17 protein-coding genes are annotated in these 17,857 nt (G+C 41.3%); 16 read left to right on the forward strand and 1 reads right to left on the reverse strand.

From position 1 onward, the window contains the following. Window positions 1–1,179 (reverse strand): nucleotidyltransferase, encoded by a 1,179-nt coding sequence (locus CSV77_RS00440; protein WP_099671913.1) that lies wholly within the window; start codon window positions 1,177–1,179, stop codon window positions 1–3. Between the two features lie 126 nt (window positions 1,180–1,305). On the opposite strand from CSV77_RS00440, the gene CSV77_RS00445 reads away from it, so the two are divergent. The 16 genes from CSV77_RS00445 to ftsW all read left to right on the forward strand — a co-directional run bounded on the left by CSV77_RS00445 (window position 1,306) and on the right by ftsW (window position 17,851). Next, entirely contained in the window at window positions 1,306–1,836 is a 531-nt protein-coding gene (locus CSV77_RS00445; protein ID WP_099630835.1) for a YceD family protein, read from the forward strand. A 24-nt stretch (window positions 1,837–1,860) separates the two neighbouring features. Then, the gene (gene rpmF, locus CSV77_RS00450) at window positions 1,861–2,034 is read left to right on the forward strand and encodes a 50S ribosomal protein L32 (protein ID WP_099630836.1); all 174 of its coding nucleotides are present in this window, start codon (window positions 1,861–1,863) and stop codon (window positions 2,032–2,034) included. 106 nt (window positions 2,035–2,140) lie between these two features. After that, window positions 2,141–2,902, forward strand: coding sequence for an enoyl-CoA hydratase/isomerase family protein (locus tag CSV77_RS00455; protein ID WP_099671914.1), 762 nt, complete (start codon window positions 2,141–2,143; stop codon window positions 2,900–2,902). 136 nt (window positions 2,903–3,038) lie between these two features. Beyond that, complete coding sequence (locus tag CSV77_RS00460; RefSeq protein ID WP_099630838.1) at window positions 3,039–3,254, forward strand: acyl-CoA carboxylase biotin carboxyl carrier protein subunit; 216 nt, start codon at window positions 3,039–3,041, stop codon at window positions 3,252–3,254. A gap of 81 nt (window positions 3,255–3,335) precedes the next feature. After that, the gene (locus tag CSV77_RS00465; protein ID WP_099672229.1) at window positions 3,336–4,823 is read left to right on the forward strand and encodes an acyl-CoA carboxylase subunit beta; all 1,488 of its coding nucleotides are present in this window, start codon (window positions 3,336–3,338) and stop codon (window positions 4,821–4,823) included. Between the two features lie 55 nt (window positions 4,824–4,878). Then, window positions 4,879–5,772 (forward strand): ketopantoate reductase family protein, encoded by an 894-nt coding sequence (locus tag CSV77_RS00470; protein ID WP_099671915.1) that lies wholly within the window; start codon window positions 4,879–4,881, stop codon window positions 5,770–5,772. Further along, window positions 5,766–6,146 (forward strand): DUF3397 family protein, encoded by a 381-nt coding sequence (locus CSV77_RS00475; protein ID WP_158231992.1) that lies wholly within the window; start codon window positions 5,766–5,768, stop codon window positions 6,144–6,146. The genes CSV77_RS00470 and CSV77_RS00475 overlap by 7 nt, the downstream gene beginning before the upstream one ends. An 84-nt stretch (window positions 6,147–6,230) precedes the next feature. Beyond that, window positions 6,231–7,847 (forward strand): bacillithiol biosynthesis cysteine-adding enzyme BshC, encoded by a 1,617-nt coding sequence (bshC, locus tag CSV77_RS00480; protein WP_158231993.1) that lies wholly within the window; start codon window positions 6,231–6,233, stop codon window positions 7,845–7,847. Between the two features lie 531 nt (window positions 7,848–8,378). After that, complete coding sequence (gene mraZ, locus CSV77_RS00485) at window positions 8,379–8,810, forward strand: division/cell wall cluster transcriptional repressor MraZ (protein ID WP_099631023.1); 432 nt, start codon at window positions 8,379–8,381, stop codon at window positions 8,808–8,810. 17 nt (window positions 8,811–8,827) lie between these two features. Beyond that, window positions 8,828–9,760 (forward strand): 16S rRNA (cytosine(1402)-N(4))-methyltransferase RsmH, encoded by a 933-nt coding sequence (gene rsmH / locus CSV77_RS00490; protein ID WP_099671917.1) that lies wholly within the window; start codon window positions 8,828–8,830, stop codon window positions 9,758–9,760. A gap of 17 nt (window positions 9,761–9,777) precedes the next feature. Further along, a complete protein-coding gene (gene ftsL, locus CSV77_RS00495; RefSeq protein WP_099671918.1) occupies window positions 9,778–10,149 on the forward strand; it encodes a cell division protein FtsL in 372 nt (123 codons plus the stop codon). A gap of 32 nt (window positions 10,150–10,181) precedes the next feature. Continuing rightward, on the forward strand, window positions 10,182–12,371 hold the full coding sequence (locus tag CSV77_RS00500; RefSeq protein WP_233212148.1) for a penicillin-binding transpeptidase domain-containing protein: 2,190 nt from the start codon (window positions 10,182–10,184) through the stop codon (window positions 12,369–12,371). A 71-nt stretch (window positions 12,372–12,442) separates the two neighbouring features. Further along, the gene (locus CSV77_RS00505) at window positions 12,443–14,338 is read left to right on the forward strand and encodes a penicillin-binding transpeptidase domain-containing protein (protein ID WP_099631024.1); all 1,896 of its coding nucleotides are present in this window, start codon (window positions 12,443–12,445) and stop codon (window positions 14,336–14,338) included. Window positions 14,339–14,383: 45 nt separating this feature from the next. After that, window positions 14,384–15,355 (forward strand): phospho-N-acetylmuramoyl-pentapeptide-transferase, encoded by a 972-nt coding sequence (gene mraY, locus CSV77_RS00510; protein ID WP_099635673.1) that lies wholly within the window; start codon window positions 14,384–14,386, stop codon window positions 15,353–15,355. Then, window positions 15,356–16,705, forward strand: a complete 1,350-nt coding sequence (gene murD, locus CSV77_RS00515) for a UDP-N-acetylmuramoyl-L-alanine--D-glutamate ligase (protein ID WP_099630845.1) — start codon at window positions 15,356–15,358, stop codon at window positions 16,703–16,705. Between the two features lie 57 nt (window positions 16,706–16,762). Continuing rightward, complete coding sequence (ftsW, locus tag CSV77_RS00520) at window positions 16,763–17,851, forward strand: putative lipid II flippase FtsW (RefSeq protein WP_099630846.1); 1,089 nt, start codon at window positions 16,763–16,765, stop codon at window positions 17,849–17,851. Window positions 17,852–17,857 lie beyond the last annotated feature (6 nt).

Consider the following 17,857-nt stretch of genomic DNA (forward strand, 5'->3'; position numbering starts at 1 on the left):
TCACAGCAATATGGGCGGTGTTTTAAAATCAAGACCTGGCTCTTTGTGAATACCACACATATAAATATCCGTACTTTTACTATCTAACAAAAGTGATGGATCTTTGTGAGAACCTACCCGAGTGATAAGTGGCAAAGTCATTTCTTTTTTAACTGTGCGTAAATAACTTCGTCCGTTTGCAGACATACCTAATAGCCGTAAATAAGATGGACTCGTAATTTGTGCGCGGGTTGATTTTCGATAACCAATCAAAACATGTACTAGCATTCGTTGTATGCGCGTCCATGTGTAACGTTTGGATTTGACGGCATGCATAAATTCTTGAAATGTAGCATGTTCTTTTGCAGCGCGCCATAAAGCAAACTCAATACCTTCCGTAATATCTGCAATGGACGCTAATTGCTCAGGTCCTTCACGAAGAATTGTGTACCGAAGAAATGGGTAGAGATGATTCCAACTTTGATGAGGCTGTTGACGAAGAAGCTCAAAGGAAGTTGTAGGCATGAAAGACTGAACGTGCGCAACATCGGTCGCAAACAATTCCTTGCGTATTCCCGTTGCGCTAGCAATTGTATCCTCAGGTAATGCGGCATCATGATAATGTGTTCCTTTTCGCTCAAGCGTGACGGCGATCAATCTCGATTGAATTTCTTTTACGGCTTGCATATAATGGAATCCTAGAATGTTATTTGGCTCTGATAAATCAGCGAGTGGTTCTTCAGTGGTGCGTGAAATTGCTTCATATGCAATTCGCAATGCATTCGGATAACTGATCCCTTCCTGTATGGAACTCTTTATGGTTTTTTCATAAAGTTCTTTCTGTGTATTCATTGTGTCCAAACTATTCAAAAATGGTGCGATACGACCTTCTTCACTTCCGAAGCAAATATACTCGCAGCGGAGAGCGTCTAGGATTTGTACGGCCCCTTTCGCGAATTGAGGAGCATGTGCTGTGGAAAAAGCATATGGCAACTCGATGACCAGGTCTGCACCACTAGCAAGGGCCATGCGCGCTCGTGTCCATTTATCGACAATCGCTGGTTCACCGCGTTGAAGAAAATGTCCACTCATCACAGCAATCATAACATCTGCATCTGTTAGCCTTTTAGCTTCGTTGAGATGGAACAAATGGCCGTTATGAAAGGGATTATATTCGACGACAATACCAGTAGCTATCAATGAAATCCTCCTCTGTACTTGCGTATATTGAATTATACCGTTAAACTTGTTAAGGTGACAAGAAAATATCTTGACATCCCTTATTTAAAATACTATAATCAACATTGTTGTCTTGAGGTGATAGACATGAAATGGTCCATTCATCAATTACGGAAACATAGGCAAGGCCCGCTACTGTTTGACGAAGCAGTGAATTTGGATTCCGTGAAAAATAGGAATGAAGAAATTAGGGCAATTCAGCCTGTTCGAGTAAGTGGAACATGTACAATTGGTGAGAAAAAGTTAACATGCCAGCTTCGGCTAGAAGGTTCAATGATTTTGCCTTGTGCACGTACGTGGGAAGACGTCGATTATCCATTCTCCATTGAAACAGTTGAGCAATTCAGCTGGGACGACGAGACACTTCAGATGGATGATGAAATTCATCCGGTTGATGGGGAAACAATTGATTTTACTCCTGTATTGGAAGAACTGATTTTGCTTGAAATCCCGCTGCAAGTATTCTGTGAAAATGCAGATGAGATGCGACAGGTGGAAGGTAAAGGTTGGTCCTATACAACCGATGAAGAATTGGAAGCGCAACGACAAGAAGCAGAAGAAAAAGTGGATCCTCGTTTAGCGGGATTGGCTAATTTTTTTGAAACCGATAAAGAGTAAACCCTTATAAGGAGGTGCCCCCCAATGGCAGTACCAAAGAGAAGAACTTCTAAAACGAAGAAAAATTTGCGTCGAACTCATTTCAAAATTGAAGCGCCAGGTATGACTACTTGTAACAACTGTGGCGAAATGAAATTGGCACACCACGTTTGCAAATCTTGCGGACACTACAAAGGAAAAGACGTTGTAGGCGAATAATTTAGATTCTACACAACGAATGAAAGGCTACCTTGAGACCATGGCTCAAGGTAGTCTTTTTTGTTGTGCATAAAAATGGTATGCTAAAAGAAAAGGGGGAATTTTTTTGTCTTATTCTATAAAGATCGATCAATCAATTGCATATTTTACAATTAATCGTCCTGCCATGCGAAATGCGGTAAATTATGATGTCATGGAGGGACTCGAATTCTTTCTAGATAAAATCGAGGATGACCCTGAAGTTTCTTTTGCTGTCATTACAGGAGAAGGCGACTTGGCATTTTGTTCTGGTGGAGATCTTAGTGATTTTCACGGCTTTCAGACCGCGGAGGATGCGTTTCCGATGCTTAGCAGGGGGGCGAGTATTTTATATCGTATCGCGACATTACCGATGCCTACAATAGCGCTGGTAAATGGGGCAGCTGTTGGTGGCGGATGTGAACTGGCAACGGCTTGCGATTACCGATTGGTTGCATCACATGCAAGAGCTGGATTCATTCAAGGTACTTTGGCGATCACGGCTGGTTGGGGTGGAGCTACCCTATTATTCGAGAAAAACGGCCCACATGACCGTTTGCTTCAATTCACGGGCGGTGCTAGCATTCATTCACCTGAACACCTACTAGAGCTTGGCTGGGCGACTGAAGTGTATGAAGGGGATACGCAAGCAGCTCTTGATCAATTTCTAGCTCCCCAGCTTAAAGTACATAGAAATGTACACCGTGCGTATAAATCTATCGCCACTAGGAAGTGGGAGGCTAACGGGCTTGAACACGCCATGCAGGAAGAAGCTCGCGTCTGTTCCATTCTTTGGGAAAGTGACGCGCATCATGAAGCTGTCCAAAACTTTTTAACAAAAAGTAAGTAAACTTTCAGTCCCGACAGGCATACACTATCGGGACTGTTTAAAATGTACTTGAAAACGGTTTCATAGATAAGATACACTATCTGTAAAGAAGTTATTTTCAGCGAGTGTTTGCATTCGAAATGTGAGGAGTGATTGTATGCAAGATGTAAAAGCCACTATGGCAGGTACGATATTTCAAATTGAAGTAAAAGAAGGAGATCCTGTGACAAAGGGACAAGTTGTCGTCATTTTGGAATCCATGAAGATGGAGATTCCGCTAGAAGCTGAAGTAGATGGAACGATAAGTAAGATCCACGGTGCTGAAGGTGATTTTGTAGATGAAGATGAAGTGTTAGTTTCCATTCAATCGTAATGAAAGGAGGGAAGTTCCTTGACAAACGAATCAACAAATACGACGTATAATGAAAAACTTCAAAAAATCACTGCCCATGTTATGGCGGGTGGTGCAGAAAAATATCATGAAAAATTGGAAGAGCAGGGTAAGTTATTCGTCAGAGAACGGTTGCGCTTTTTATTTGATGACGGTAAGTATGCAGAGGATGGAAAATTTGCGAACTGTGAAGCGAAAGATCTACCTGCTGATGGAGTGGTTACAGCCACTGGGAAAATCAACGGTCAAACGGTTTGTGTTATGGCTAACGACTCTACAGTTAAAGCAGGTTCTTGGGGTGCAAGAACGGTAGAGAAGATTATTCGCATTCAAGAAACAGCTGAAAAGCTTCGTGTGCCATTACTATATTTAGTGGATTCTGCAGGTGCACGTATTACAGATCAGCTAGACATGTTCCCGAATCGTCGTGGAGCCGGTCGTATTTTCCATAATCAAGTACGTTTATCGGGTGTCATCCCACAAGTATGTCTTTTATTTGGGCCCTCTGCGGCAGGCGGTGCCTATATTCCAGCTTTCTGTGATATTGTCATCATGGTAGAAGGCAATGCATCAATGTATTTAGGTTCACCAAGAATGGCTGAAAAAGTTATAGGTGAGAAAGTGACGCTAGAAGAAATGGGTGGCGCACGCATGCATTGTACGGTAAGTGGATGTGGGGATGTGCTAGTAAATACTGAAGAGCAAGCGATTGTAGAAGCGCGTAGGTATCTATCCTACCTCCCAGCGAACTTTGAAGAGTCTACTAGAATAGCGGAACCCCGTGGGGTAAAGGAAGGTCGTTCGTTGGAAGAAATCATTCCCGAAAATCAAAATGCTCCTTTCGATATGTATGAGGCGATCGATCAATTAGTGGATAACGGTAGCTTGTTCGAAATCAAGAAGTTGTTTGCGCGGGAAGTCATCACTACACTTGCACGTATTGACGGACGTCCTGTAGGAATCATTGCCAATCAGCCCAAAGTAAAGGGGGGCGTGCTGTTTGTGGACTCAGCGGATAAGGTAACGAAATTCATTACATTATGTGATGCTTTCTCTATTCCGTTGTTGTTCCTTGCGGATGTACCAGGGTTCATGATAGGAACGAAGGTGGAACGACAAGGTATTATTCGTCATGGAGCCAAGCTAATTATGGCAATGAGTTCCGCCACTGTACCAAAAATTTCAGTTATTGTACGCAAAGCATACGGAGCGGGACTGTACGCGATGGCAGGTTCTGCATTCGAGCCGGATGTCTGTATTGCGTTGCCGACTGCGCAAATCGCTGTAATGGGTCCTGAAGCAGCTGTCAATGCGGTATATTCGAATAAAATCGAAGCCATTGCGGACCCAAAAGAGCGTATTGCATTTATAAAGAAGAAACAGCTAGAATATAAAGAAGAAATCGATGTCTATAAAATGGCTTCGGAACTTATCATTGATGAAATCGTTGCACCTCATAATCTACGGTCAGTGCTTGCTGAAAGATTCGAATATTATAAAACGAAAAAAATTGTGAATTCTTCGAGAAAACATCCTGTCTATCCTGTATAATAAAATGTACCAACAGAGACGCCTTCACTGGGTCTCTTTTTTAAGGAGGTAAACTATGCGATTTGTAGTGGTAGGAGCAGGATCCATTGGATTATTAATTGGTTCCTATTTAGCTCAACATCAGGCAAATGTCATCTTTTGGGTAAGACGTGAGGAACAAGTAAAACACTTACGTAGTGGTCTAGTAAGAGAGCCAGAAAACTTTACATATGAAGTAGATTCAACCATACATATTAAAGAGTTGCCGTTAGACGCATTATGGATTATTGCTGTCAAGTATGATGCGTTACACGCTGTATTATCCGAAATCAGTGCTCTACCTATACAACCGGATTTATTATTCATTCAAAATGGAATTGGGCATCTATCGCTGATTGAGCAGTATCCACTTGGACATGTGTCGTTCGCGACGGTCGAGCATGGTGCAAAGAGAATAGATGATCGGACAGTATCGCATAATGGTATTGGACCTATTAACATCGTGGGAAATGAAAAGATTGCTCCCACGATACAGTGGATGCAAGAAATAGATCCACATAATTTTCCCATTACTACACAACAAAATGCAAAACAGTTATTATTTCGTAAAGTCCTCATCAATTGTGCGATCAACCCACTAACAGCATTGTTGGAAATTAGGAATGGACAGTTATTAGAAAACCCCTACTTCCATTTATTATTCCGTCAGCTGTGTGAAGAGTTGCTCAATAACTTTGAAGAGTATAGCGATCTATTGAGTTATGACGATATAGAAGAGATATGCCGTAAAACAGCCGACAATCAATCTTCTATGCTGGTAGATAGAATAAAGGGTCGGAATATGGAAATTGAAACTATTTTAACGGCAGTGTTGAAAGAAATTAATCAAAAAGGCGGCGATGCTCCCTTTTTGCAAATGCTTGAGACTACACTGCTTGGAATAAACAGGAGTGAATGTGGCGGATGTTGACGAATATACTTGGAGCGTTATTATTGTTCCCTTTTATAATTTTAGTTGTATTAATTATCGTTGCAAAGAAAATAGGGTTACCTAAGAAGAAGAGGGTCGGTTGGGCAGTAGACTGGACTACGCCGTTTATGGTACTCACCGTTTTGATTTTGATTCGTGCAATTTGGGATGCTTGGCTTCCCATTTTGTTAATCGGAATATTGTGTTTGGTTGCTATCGGGTTTGCAGTAATAGAACGTTCGAGGGAAAAAGAGTTTCGGACGTCTTGGGTATTACGCAGAACGTGGAGAGCGTATTTTCTACTCTTAACAACAGCATACTTTCTACTGTTCATTACCGGAATTACAGTGCAGATCATCCGCTACGTGAACTAATGAGTCCTCATAAGCGTATCTATTCAACCTGATCGGATGAGGTGATATACTGGCTGTAGTATGGTACAAAAAGGAGTTTGTGAGATGGACTTGGACACAATGGAGTTGCCGAAAAAGAATAAATTGATGGAAGCGTATCGTCACGATCCACAATTTTTCCATAAATTTTTTGAATATGAAATGACACCTATAGGGTATGAAGAAAGAGCGGCAGAATTACAACGACGGTCTTTTCAAAGGGAACAGCTGGCTGCTACTGTAGAAAATTATATGAAGCCATTTGGAATATCAGACTTGGCTGCACGATATATTCAAGAGCTTTCTGAAGATGCGTTGGTAGTAATTGGTGGACAGCAAGCAGGGGTTTTGACAGGACCTTTATATTCTGTTCATAAAGCTATATCCGTGGTTTTATTGGCACAAAAACAACGAAAAGAATTAGGCAAACCTGTAGTGCCAGTGTTTTGGATTGCTGGGGAAGATCATGATATTAACGAAATCAATCATACATATACTGCGGAGGCAGGAAAAGCAATGAAGCGGCAGTTTAAACAGCCGACCATTTTAAAAACGATGGCTTCAGACACACATTACGATCAAAAAGAAATGACCGTGTATATTAGAAAGATTTTTAAAAGTTATGGAGAGACATCTTATACGCAAAAATTGTTGCGTGATGTGCTACAAACCGTAGAACAACAACAGAATTTCACAGATTTCTTCACTTCATTAATGAATGACCTATTTACTGCGCATGGATTATTATTTATGGACGCAGCTTATAAGCCATTGCGTCAATTGGAGTCACCTTATTTCTCACAGATGATTGAAAATACGGAAGCAATGGCGAAAAGCATTTACTATGCAGAACAACAGCTTCACACGTATGGTCATGCAAAGCCCATCGAATCGGAAGAACAGGATGCCAATCTGTTTTATGTTCATGATACAGGTAGGGTACTACTCAGAAGAAAAGATAGCAAATTCATTAATGAACAAGTAGGTGTATCTTTTACAGAACAAGAAATGCATACTATTGCGAAAAATGAGCCATGGTTGCTTAGTAACAACGTAGCCACAAGACCCATTATGCAAGATCTCGTATTTCCAGTATTGGCATTTGTCGGTGGACCTGGAGAAATAGCATATTGGTCTTTATTAAAAGAGGCATTTCACATAATGGGAATCAATATGCCGGTAGTCGTACCAAGGCTTTCAATTACTTTGGTCACTAGGCAAGTTCAGGAAGCGTTAAAGCTTACGGGTACTACCATGAATCAAGTAATGAATTACGAACTACCGGAACTACTGGAAAAATGGCAAGAACAACAGCGAGATGAGCAATTCAATCGTTTGTTGGCAGAAACGAAGAATCAATTACAAATGCAGTACGAACAATTACAGTTACATCTAGAAGCGACAGATCCGGGACTGCTACAATTGCTCGATAAAAACCTGCAATTCCATAATAGTCAGTTTGAATATTTACAGAGGAAAAAAGAGCAGTCGATTTTGCTTAAGAACCACGTGCAATACGAACGTTTTCACATTATTTCGCAACAGCTATTTCCGGAAGGCTCCCTGCAAGAGCGTCTCTATTCGCCATACTTTTATATGAACCAGTTCGGTGAAGGATTGATTGACGAGCTACTGAAACAACCTTATACGTATAATGGATCGCATCAGTTAGTCTTTTTATAAGAAACCACTCAAACCCGTCATTCGTTCTATACATGGCGGGTTTTGTTTGCGTGTAAAAGATTGGTAAGCAAATTTGTTGTGGTAGGGATTGTCGTTTCAGAGGTGATGTATTTCCGGAATATCGCAGAGAATTAATCGTCTAAGTGATACTCCTCTTATGTTTCGCTTTTTCCGGATGAACTGAATGTGAAATTGAACGTAGATCAGTTTAAATGCAACACAATCCCCCATACTAACTTCGATAAAAGATCTGTAGTCCACTCCGCTTTCTCGGCAGACAAAAAGCAACTCTAACGACAGCTTCTAGCCTTCGTACTCACTTGTAGACTTTCCAATTGATAGTGAACATTCTCAAAGGTGCTAACTTGAGAAAATTGCGAAAAAAGTAGTTTTTACGAGATACAGAAGAGAAAATAAATTAGAAAGAAGTACTATTGACACATTTTAAAAATTATGCGAAGAAAAATGGTGTAGTGGGTGGAGGAAAGTGGGGGGATGTGGTACATTATTTCATACAGTGGGGTGAATTATATGTTCATGGGTGAGTATCAGCATTCAATCGATATAAAAGGTCGACTGATCGTTCCTTCAAAATTTCGGGAGCAATTAGCAGAAGGCTTTATTTTAACCCGTGGACTGGATAATTGCTTGTTTGGATATCCACTGGATGAATGGCAAAAGCTTGAAGAAAAATTGAAAGCATTGCCGGTTACAAAGAGAGATGCACGAGCATTCACTCGTTTTTTCTTCTCAGGAGCAAGCGAAGCGAATCTCGATAAGCAGGGGAGAGTAAATATACCCGCAAACCTACTAGAATTCGCTAAGATTGAAAAGGACTGTATGATTATCGGCGTATCCAGCCGGATTGAAATCTGGTCTACAGAACTATGGGAAGCGTATTACGAGGAATCTGAAGAATCATTCAATGACATTGCAGAAAACCTTATTGATTTTGAATTTTGAAAGCAGGCGGAATAACCATGTTTAACCACACGACAGTATTACTACATGAAGCCGTTGAAGGCTTGAATGTAAAAGAAGATGGCATTTACGTGGACTGCACACTTGGTGGTGCAGGTCACAGTGAAGAAATTGTCAAACTTCTATCATCCGAAGGACAACTAATTTGCTTCGACCAAGATATGACGGCTATTGAAGCAGCACAAAAAAAACTATCAAACTATACTGCACAAGTACACTTCGTCCATGCAAACTTTAAAGACTTGAAAAGTGAATTAGCGAAATTAGGGATCTCTCATGTAGATGGGATTTTATATGACCTAGGAGTTTCATCTCCGCAATTGGATACACCCGAGCGAGGCTTCAGTTACCATCATGATGCACCGCTAGATATGCGTATGGATACCTCTGCACCATTGACAGCTTTTGAAGTAGTCAATGAATGGTCGTATTCAGATTTGGTCAGAATATTCTTCCGCTATGGTGAAGAAAAGTTCTCGAAACAAATCGTTCGCAAAATTGAAGAAGCACGTGCTAATGCACCTATCCGTACAACAGGTGAACTGGCTGAGCTTATTAAGATGGGTATTCCGGCTGCTGCGAGAAGAACCGGAGGTCACCCCGCGAAACGTGTGTTCCAGGCTATACGAATTGCGGTAAATGATGAGTTGGGAGCAGCTGAACAATCTTTGACCGATGCACTCACGTTATTGCGAGAAAATGGTCGGATTAGCGTAATTACCTTTCATTCACTTGAAGACCGTTTATGTAAAACTATTTTTAAGGAAGCATCTTCCATGCCGGAGTTGCCGCCAAACTTACCAATTATACCTGAGGGCATGGATCCGGAATTCCGTCTTATTACACGAAAGCCGGTCATCCCTACAGATGAAGAAATAAAGTATAATAAACGTGCCAGATCAGCGAAATTACGAATTATAGAGAGAAATTAGAAAAGGGGAATAGAGCAATGGGACTAGAACAACGGAACCTTAATACGTCACTGACACCGGAGATAGAACAACATACAGACTTAAATCAGCCGCAGGTTGTCCGTCGTGTAAAAAAACGTTTTTCTAAGGGTGAAAAGATATTGTTTACTTTATTTGCGGCATTTACAATTGGATCTTCTTCAATGCTTTTACAGACACATTCAGATATAAACGCTGTAAATAAAGAAGTGCAGTTGATGAATTCCGAAATTGAAGATACTGCAAAACAGAATACTGAATTGTCCATTCAAGTAAGTGACAAATCCACGTACGAACGTATTTGGAAAAAAGCACAAGAGAGTGGTTTGAACCTTAACGAAAGTAACGTAAAGGTCGTACCAGGACGATGAAGAAGTTTCGCTTTCAATGGGGAGCCTTTCTAATGTTTGTAGTATTCGGAGGGCTCTTTTTCATATTATTCGGCAGAATCCTTTTTATTCAAATGACCGGCCAAGTAGATGGTAAAGAGTTAGCGAAAATCGCTGCGAACCAATATGAAAAACATGCCGTCTTACAAGCAAACCGCGGGGCAATTGTAGATCGAAACGATGTGCCGATTGCATCGGATACGTTAAGTTATCATGTAGTTGCTGTTCTTAATGAAGCGGCTAGTAAAAACAGCAAAAGAAAATATCATGTTGTTGATTATAAAGAGACGGCTAAAGTACTGGCTAAGTATTTACCTTTAAAAGAACGTGAAATTTACGATAAAATGAAAAATGCTAGAGAAGGCGCGTGGCAAATCGAGTTTGGACATGCGGGTAAAGATTTGAACCGTGAAACGGTTTTGAAAATGAAGGAAGAACTCGATAGAAAAAAATTATCGGGTATTTTGTTTGTGGAAGGTAAAAAACGATTCTATCCTAACGGTCGATTCGCATCTTACTTAGTGGGCTTTGCTCAAAAAGAAGAATTGGAAAACAATCTTACCGTCACCAAAGGGAAAATGGGGCTTGAGAAAACATATAATGAGCAACTAACTGGTATCGATGGAAAAGTGAATTATCAATCGGATGGTTGGGGATATTTATTGCCCACAGCTAGCAAACAAATTACAGAACCCAAAGATGGCCAGACGATTAAGCTTACTTTGGACAAGACGATCAGTAACTTTGTAGAAGAAGCAATGGATCAAGTAGAAGAGGAGTATTCTCCAAAGAAAATGATGGTTCTCGTATCTAATCCTAAAACCGGTGAAATCCTGGCAATGAGTCAGCGACCGACATTTAACCCGATGACGCGAGAGGGTCTGACGGAAAACTGGTTGAATGATGCAGTTGAACAGACGATTGAACCAGGTTCCCCTATGAAGATGTTCACATTGGCTGCTGCAGTAGAAGAAGGTAAATGGGCACCGGACGATTACTTTAAATCTGGCTCTTATCGGATCTATGACCGAGTGATCAGAGATGTGAATGTAGACGGTTGGGGTACGATTACGTTTATGGAAGGGTTGCAACGCTCCTCTAACGTGGGAATGGCATATCTTCTGGAAAGAATCGGCGATCAGAAATTCATTGAATATGTTCATAAGTTTGGCTTTGGTAAACAAACTGGAATTGATTTGCCTAATGAAGCGGCAGGTGTAGTACTCGACAATTATCCGGCTGAACGACTAACGACTTCCTATGGGCAAGGTTCTACAGTTACACCATTACAAATGGTACAGGCTGCTTCTGCTATTGCGAATAACGGTGTCATGATGAAACCATATGTAATTGACCAAATCATTGATCCGAATACAAATGAAGTGCTGGAGAATCATGAACCTGAAGAAAGTGGAACACCGATTTCCGCAGCAACAGCCAAAGAAGTGCGGGAAATCCTTGCGACAACAGTGACATCAGAAAATGGTACTGCACAAAAGTATCATCTTGAAAATTATGCAGTAGGCGGTAAAACAGGTACGGCGGAACTTCCCAAAACAGATGGAAAAGGGTATATGTCTGGCCCCGGGAACTATTTATATTCGTTCCTTGGAATGGCACCGATTGATGATCCGCAGCTTCTGATTTATGTAACTGTTCAGCAACCTAAATTAAAAGCTGGTGAACAAGGGTCTGATCCTGTATCCAAAGTGTTTAATCCAATTATGGAAAATAGCTTAAAATATTTGAACATTGCTCCTGATGATGAACAAGTGATTCCTGTCAAAAAAGTTGGGGATTATGAAAGAGAAGACGCAGAAACAGCAGCTTCTCTAGCGGTGGAAGATGGTTTCCAAACTGTATTAATCGGAGAAGGTGGCAAAGTAACGAAACAAATACCAAAAGCCGACACGAAATTACCGGAGGATTCAATTATTTTGTTGGAAACAAAAGGGGATACGACATTCCCGGATATGACAGGTTGGTCTAAAAAAGTGGTGCTCTCATTTATGAACCTTTCGAAGTTAGACATTCGAATCAACGGAGAAGGTTACGTTGTGGGACAAAGCGTAACAGAAGGAACAGTAGTAAACAAAAAAGATCCGATTGTTGTTGAACTTCGGACGCCTGAACAGCAGTATAATAAAAAGAAAAGTAATGAAGATAAGGAACAGAACGAAGAAGTGCAAATCATGGGAGGCTAATGAATAGCGCATGATTTCACAGCATACCTTGATAGAAAAAAGGTAGTGAGTCATTGCGTTCATTTATTGATATGCAGTCCAAAAAACGTTTACGTGCAGTCTTCCTAGGCTTTCTTATCTGTCTATTACTTGTCATAGGAAAACTATTTCATGTCCAAATCGTCAAGCATGAATGGCTGACCGAAAAAGCAGAAGAAAATTGGGACATCGAAATTCCTTTCGGTGCCATGCGTGGAAATATTACGGACCGAAGCGGTAAGTTGATTGTTGGTAATAAACTAGCACCCACACTGTATTTCATGCCAGCTCAAAATCCTGACATTTCTAGCGACATACCTGCAATTGCCAAAATCCTTAACATGCCGCCGGAAACGTTAGAAGAAAAACTGAAGAAAAAAACCTATATGGTGAAATTAGCTCCGGAAGGAAAAAACATCACGAAGGAGCAGGGAGATGAAATTACTAAACTACAAGTAGCTGGCTTGTATGTAGGTGTAGATTTCGTCCGCCATTATCCATATGACGATCTGTTGGCACGTTTAATCGGTTTTACTGGCTATGATGGCAACGGCTTGGCGGGTATTGAGTATGCGTATGATGAAATTTTAAACGGAACAGGGGACAAAGTGCGACTGTTCACGGATGCCAAAGGAATTGCATTGCCTCATGTAGAGGATAGTTTTGAACATGGGAAAAATGGATCCACCTTGGAACTAACTATCGATTTGAAGATGCACCAAATTGTGGAACGCGAACTGATCCAAGCAATGGAGAAGTATGATGCAACACAGGCACTGGCAATCATAATGAATCCGAAAACGGGCGAATTATTGTCACTGGCCTCCGTACCTGGTTTTGATCCACGGGAATACCAATCAGCCGATTCCACTATCTATAACCGGAACTTGCCTGTATGGATGACATACGAGCCAGGTTCCACATTCAAAATTCTTACCTTGGCGGCAAGTTTGGAAGAAGACGTCATCGACTTGGAGAATGAAAACTTTTATGACCCTGGTTATAAAGTCGTTGCAAACGCTAGATTACGGTGTTGGAAACGAGAAGGACATAAAGATCAAACATTTTTAGAAGTTGTAGAAAACTCATGTAACCCTGGTTTCATTACGATGGGGCAGCGACTCGGTAGTGAAAGATTAGATCGCTATATTCGTGAATTCGGTTTTGGTAGCTCGACAGAGTCAGGCATTGCTGGAGAATCGAAAGGTATTTTGTTTTCCAAAGAAGCATTTGGACCGGTAGAGCAGGCAACCACTGCGTTCGGGCAAGGAATCTCAGTCACACCCATCCAACAAGTGCAAGCAGTTGCCGCAGCAATTAATGGCGGTAAACTCTATAAGCCCTATATCGTCAAATCGATAAAGGACTCTGAAGGCAAAACGTTAAAAGAATTCGAACCTGAATTAAAAAGACAAGTAATTAGCGAGGAGACATCAGCTAAAGTGCGGCATGCGCTTGAATCGGTTGTAGCAAATGGATCGGGGCGTAATGCATTTGCGGATGGACTTCGGATCGGCGGTAAAACAGGGACAGCACAGAAGGTAGAGAATGGTCGCTATAAAGATGGTGATTATATCGTCTCCTTCATTGGTTTTGCGCCTGCAGATGATCCGGAACTGCTCGTATATCTAGCTATTGATAGTCCAAAGAATTCCATTCAATTCGGAGGAGTCATCGCTGCGCCAATTGTCGGACGGATTATTGAAGAAATCGCTCCAATTGCTAATATTGAAAGAAGAAAAGAACAGTTGGAAAAAGAATACCGATGGGGAGACGCGATTACATTCCGTTCACCCGATTTACTTGGAATGAATGAAAAAGAATTACTGTCACAAAATTACACGTTCAAAGTTAAGTGGCATGGAAAAGGCAAGAAAGTCATTCGACAGTTGCCTGCTCCCCATACTTTGATGACCGTGGAAGACACGATTCATTTGTACACAGAATAGCAGTGCTTCACTGACACGCAATTGATAGTAGAAGGAGAACTTGACATGACACTCGGCACCACAGTCACGATAATCGCTGTCGCATTTTTCGTATCAGCGATTATCGGGGTGATCATCATCCCATTACTTAGAAGGTTGAAATTTGGTCAAAGCATACGGGAAGAGGGCCCGCAAGCGCATTTAAAGAAAGCGGGTACGCCTACGATGGGCGGGCTCATCTTCCTTCTTTCCATATTGATTTCAACACTCACTTTATCTTACATAAACGACACATTAACTACTCATACGATTGTGTTATTGATCGTGCTGGTTGGTTTCGGAATCATCGGCTTCCTAGATGACTTTATTATCATCGTGGCGAAGCGCAACTTAGGGTTGACATCACTTCAGAAATTAATCGGTCAGATTATCATTGCGATTGTCGCCTTTTTCTTACTGAAACTAGGACCATTCGAAACTAGCGTAATGATTCCTTTCACAGAAATTGGAATAGATTTAGGTGTGTTTTATGTGGCATTTTTGGTCTTTTGGCTTGTAGGTTTTTCAAACGCCGTGAACTTAACGGATGGCTTGGATGGTCTGGTTGGTGGTACATCAACTATAGCATTCTCTGCATTTGGTGTATTTGCTTTAGCATATGAGCAAAACGATATTGCGTTATTTGCATTTGTAGTAGCAGGTGCAATGCTTGGCTTTTTATTATTCAATATCAAACCAGCAAAAGTATTTATGGGGGACACAGGTTCATTGGCACTAGGTGGCGCACTCGCTATGATTTCGGTATTGATCAAACAAGAATTATTGTTGTTGATCATCGGAATTGTATTTGTAGTAGAAACGCTATCTGTCATCATTCAAGTCATCAGCTTTAAAATGACTGGAAAACGCGTCTTTAAAATGAGTCCTATTCATCATCACTTTGAATTATCAGGCTGGTCTGAATGGAAAGTAGTGATTGTGTTCTGGGGTGTGGCATTGCTTGCTGCCCTGGTACCGGTCTTCTTGGAGGTCATGTAGATGAAGAATACAGAACAATTCATAGGAAAAAGAGTACTTGTAATTGGTCTTGCGAAGAGTGGAGTGGCAGCAGCTGGTTTGCTTCATCGTTTAGGTGCAGAAGTTGTGGTTAATGACTCTAAACCGCTAGAAGGCAATGAAGAGGCAATGGAACTTCAAACCGAAGGAATTGAAGTGATTGGTGGGGGACATCCAAGTGATTTACTAGAACGGAATTTCGACTTCATCGTGAAGAATCCGGGGATTCCTTATAGTAATTCGTTGGTAGCGAGTGCTGTTGAGCAACATATCCCGATTTGGACCGAAGTGGAATTAGCAGGTATTCTCAGTGAAGCACCGATTATTGCCATTACGGGTTCAAACGGTAAAACTACAACCACCACATTGCTTTATCACATGCTCAATATGGCAAAGAAAAAACCGTTGATTGCCGGCAATATTGGAACGGTTTCTTGTACAGTGGCGGAAAAAGCCCATGCGAATGAAGTAATCGTACTCGAAGCTTCTTCATTCCAATTAGCTGGAACAGAAAGCTTTGCACCGCGAATTGCAATATTTACGAATTTATATGAAGCGCACTTGGATTATCATGGAACGATGCAAGAGTATTTGGATGCAAAATTGCAAATGGCTCGCAATCAAACTTCGGAAGAATACTTGATTTTTAATGCGGATCAAAAGTTAATCAAAGAATCGGTAGAATCATTTGAAGCTCAAAAAGTTCCTTTCACAGTACTTGGAAAAACCAATGAGGGTATCTCGGCAGATGAAGACTGGATTTATTGGCTTGGTGAACCTTTCATAGAAATTAAATATATTAAATTACCGGGTCGCCATAATTTAGAGAATATCTTATCAGCAACAGCAGCGGCCATATTGTCAGGGTGTGAAAAAACAGCGATAGAAAATGTCTTAAGTTCTTTCACTGGTGTTCGCCACCGTATGCAATTCGTTCGTGAAGTGAACAGTCGTACCATATACAATGATTCGAAAGCGACAAATACATTAGCGACAAAAAGTGCGCTTTCCTCATTTAAGAAGCCAATTGTTTTGATTGCGGGTGGACTTGACAGAGGGCATTCATTTGAAGAATTACGACCGTTTATGAAAAATGTTCGCGCAGCCGTGACGATAGGGGAGACAGCAGAGCGTTTTGCAGAGTTTGCGAAGTCTTGTGGTGTAACGGAGACGGCACAGGCATCGACTATGCAGGAGGCTGTTGAGAAGGCGTATGCGTGTAGTTGTGAAGACGATGTGATTTTATTGTCGCCTAGTTGTGCAAGTTGGGATCAATACAAGAACTTTGAAATTCGAGGCGACGAATTTATTGATGCTGTTATGAAATTGTAAATTCGTTGTAATAGTTTGTGAGTAAAATGGAGAACTGACTGATTAACTTGAGGAAGGATGCGAACGCTGGAGAGAACCTACCGAATAATCTTTTTGACAACCGCCTTACTATTGTCTTTGATTGGATTAGTTTTTGTACAATCGGCAGGATCTTATTGGGGAGAAGTTCATTATCAAGATTCTTCTCCGTTTATTGTCAAGCAAGGCATTTATATGATTATTTCCTTGGCAGTTGCTTATGTGCTAGTCAAAAGTCCGTTAACATCACATCCCAAATTCTGGACGTATTGCTATATCGCTTCAATTCTTATGTTGATAGCTGTATTGATCCCAGGTATTGGAGCGGTGAGAAATGGTTCTCAAAGCTGGATCGCGTTCGGTCCGATCAGTTTACAACCGGCAGAATTCGTGAAGGTGGCTTTACTTGGGAAGTTAGCCAGCGGTATGAAGAAGCATAAAGAAAAGTCTTGGCAATGGCAACATTTTGCCTGGATTTTATTACCTGCCACTTTGATTATGTTGCAACCAGACCTCGGATCGGCCGTCATCATGATCGTGTCTGCTTTTGTCATTCTTTTCTTGGCGGGCTATCCATTGTCATTCTTTATCTTTCTTTTCGTCTCAGGAATCGGTGCTTTTATCGCACTCATTCTAGCTGCACCGTATCGTTTGGATCGAATTAAATCCTACATTGATCCGTGGAATGACCCTCTCGGTACGGGATTTCAAAGTATTCAATCCTTATTTGCAATTGCCCCAGGCGGATTATTCGGTCACGGCTTCGGGAATAGTCGTCAAAAGTTTTTGTACTTGCCTGAACCTCAAAATGACTTTATCTTTTCAATCATTGCGGAGGAAATTGGCTTTATTGGTGCAGCGTCTATCGTATTGCTGTTTATCTTGTTGTTCGCTTCTGCATTCGGCATAGCGATTCGGCTGAACAACTGGAATTCTTTTTTAATTGTCACCGGTATGGTGTCCATGGTAACTTTCCAAACATTTTTAAATATGGGAGTCGTTTCAGGGTTGCTGCCTGTGACAGGGGTGACGTTGCCTTTCATTAGTTATGGAGGATCCTCGCTGTTGACCACTTGGCTTGCCGTTGGAACAATTTTACACTACTCTGCGAATAAAAGGGCAGGATGAAGGGAG

It is taken from the genome of Sporosarcina sp. P16b (genome assembly GCF_002743065.1).
In the GTDB taxonomy this organism is placed as follows: domain Bacteria; phylum Bacillota; class Bacilli; order Bacillales_A; family Planococcaceae; genus Sporosarcina.

Excerpts from the sequence above, each read along its gene's own strand:
- rpmF (WP_099630836.1), top strand. The coding sequence starts at position 1,861 with ATGGCAGTACCAAAGAGAAGAACTTCTAAAACGAAGAAAAATTTGCGT.
- ftsL (WP_099671918.1), top strand. The coding sequence starts at position 9,778 with ATGGGACTAGAACAACGGAACCTTAATACGTCACTGACACCGGAGATA.
- ftsW (WP_099630846.1), top strand. The coding sequence starts at position 16,763 with ATGCGAACGCTGGAGAGAACCTACCGAATAATCTTTTTGACAACCGCC.
- CSV77_RS00465 (WP_099672229.1), top strand. The coding sequence starts at position 3,336 with ATGGCGGGTGGTGCAGAAAAATATCATGAAAAATTGGAAGAGCAGGGT.
- CSV77_RS00500 (WP_233212148.1), top strand. The coding sequence starts at position 10,182 with ATGTTTGTAGTATTCGGAGGGCTCTTTTTCATATTATTCGGCAGAATC.
- murD (WP_099630845.1), top strand. The coding sequence starts at position 15,356 with ATGAAGAATACAGAACAATTCATAGGAAAAAGAGTACTTGTAATTGGT.
- CSV77_RS00475 (WP_158231992.1), top strand. The coding sequence starts at position 5,766 with ATGTTGACGAATATACTTGGAGCGTTATTATTGTTCCCTTTTATAATT.
- CSV77_RS00470 (WP_099671915.1), top strand. The coding sequence starts at position 4,879 with ATGCGATTTGTAGTGGTAGGAGCAGGATCCATTGGATTATTAATTGGT.
- mraY (WP_099635673.1), top strand. The coding sequence starts at position 14,384 with ATGACACTCGGCACCACAGTCACGATAATCGCTGTCGCATTTTTCGTA.
- CSV77_RS00505 (WP_099631024.1), top strand. The coding sequence starts at position 12,443 with ATGCAGTCCAAAAAACGTTTACGTGCAGTCTTCCTAGGCTTTCTTATC.
- CSV77_RS00460 (WP_099630838.1), top strand. The coding sequence starts at position 3,039 with ATGCAAGATGTAAAAGCCACTATGGCAGGTACGATATTTCAAATTGAA.
- CSV77_RS00445 (WP_099630835.1), top strand. The coding sequence starts at position 1,306 with ATGAAATGGTCCATTCATCAATTACGGAAACATAGGCAAGGCCCGCTA.
- mraZ (WP_099631023.1), top strand. The coding sequence starts at position 8,379 with ATGTTCATGGGTGAGTATCAGCATTCAATCGATATAAAAGGTCGACTG.
- rsmH (WP_099671917.1), top strand. The coding sequence starts at position 8,828 with ATGTTTAACCACACGACAGTATTACTACATGAAGCCGTTGAAGGCTTG.
- bshC (WP_158231993.1), top strand. The coding sequence starts at position 6,231 with ATGGACTTGGACACAATGGAGTTGCCGAAAAAGAATAAATTGATGGAA.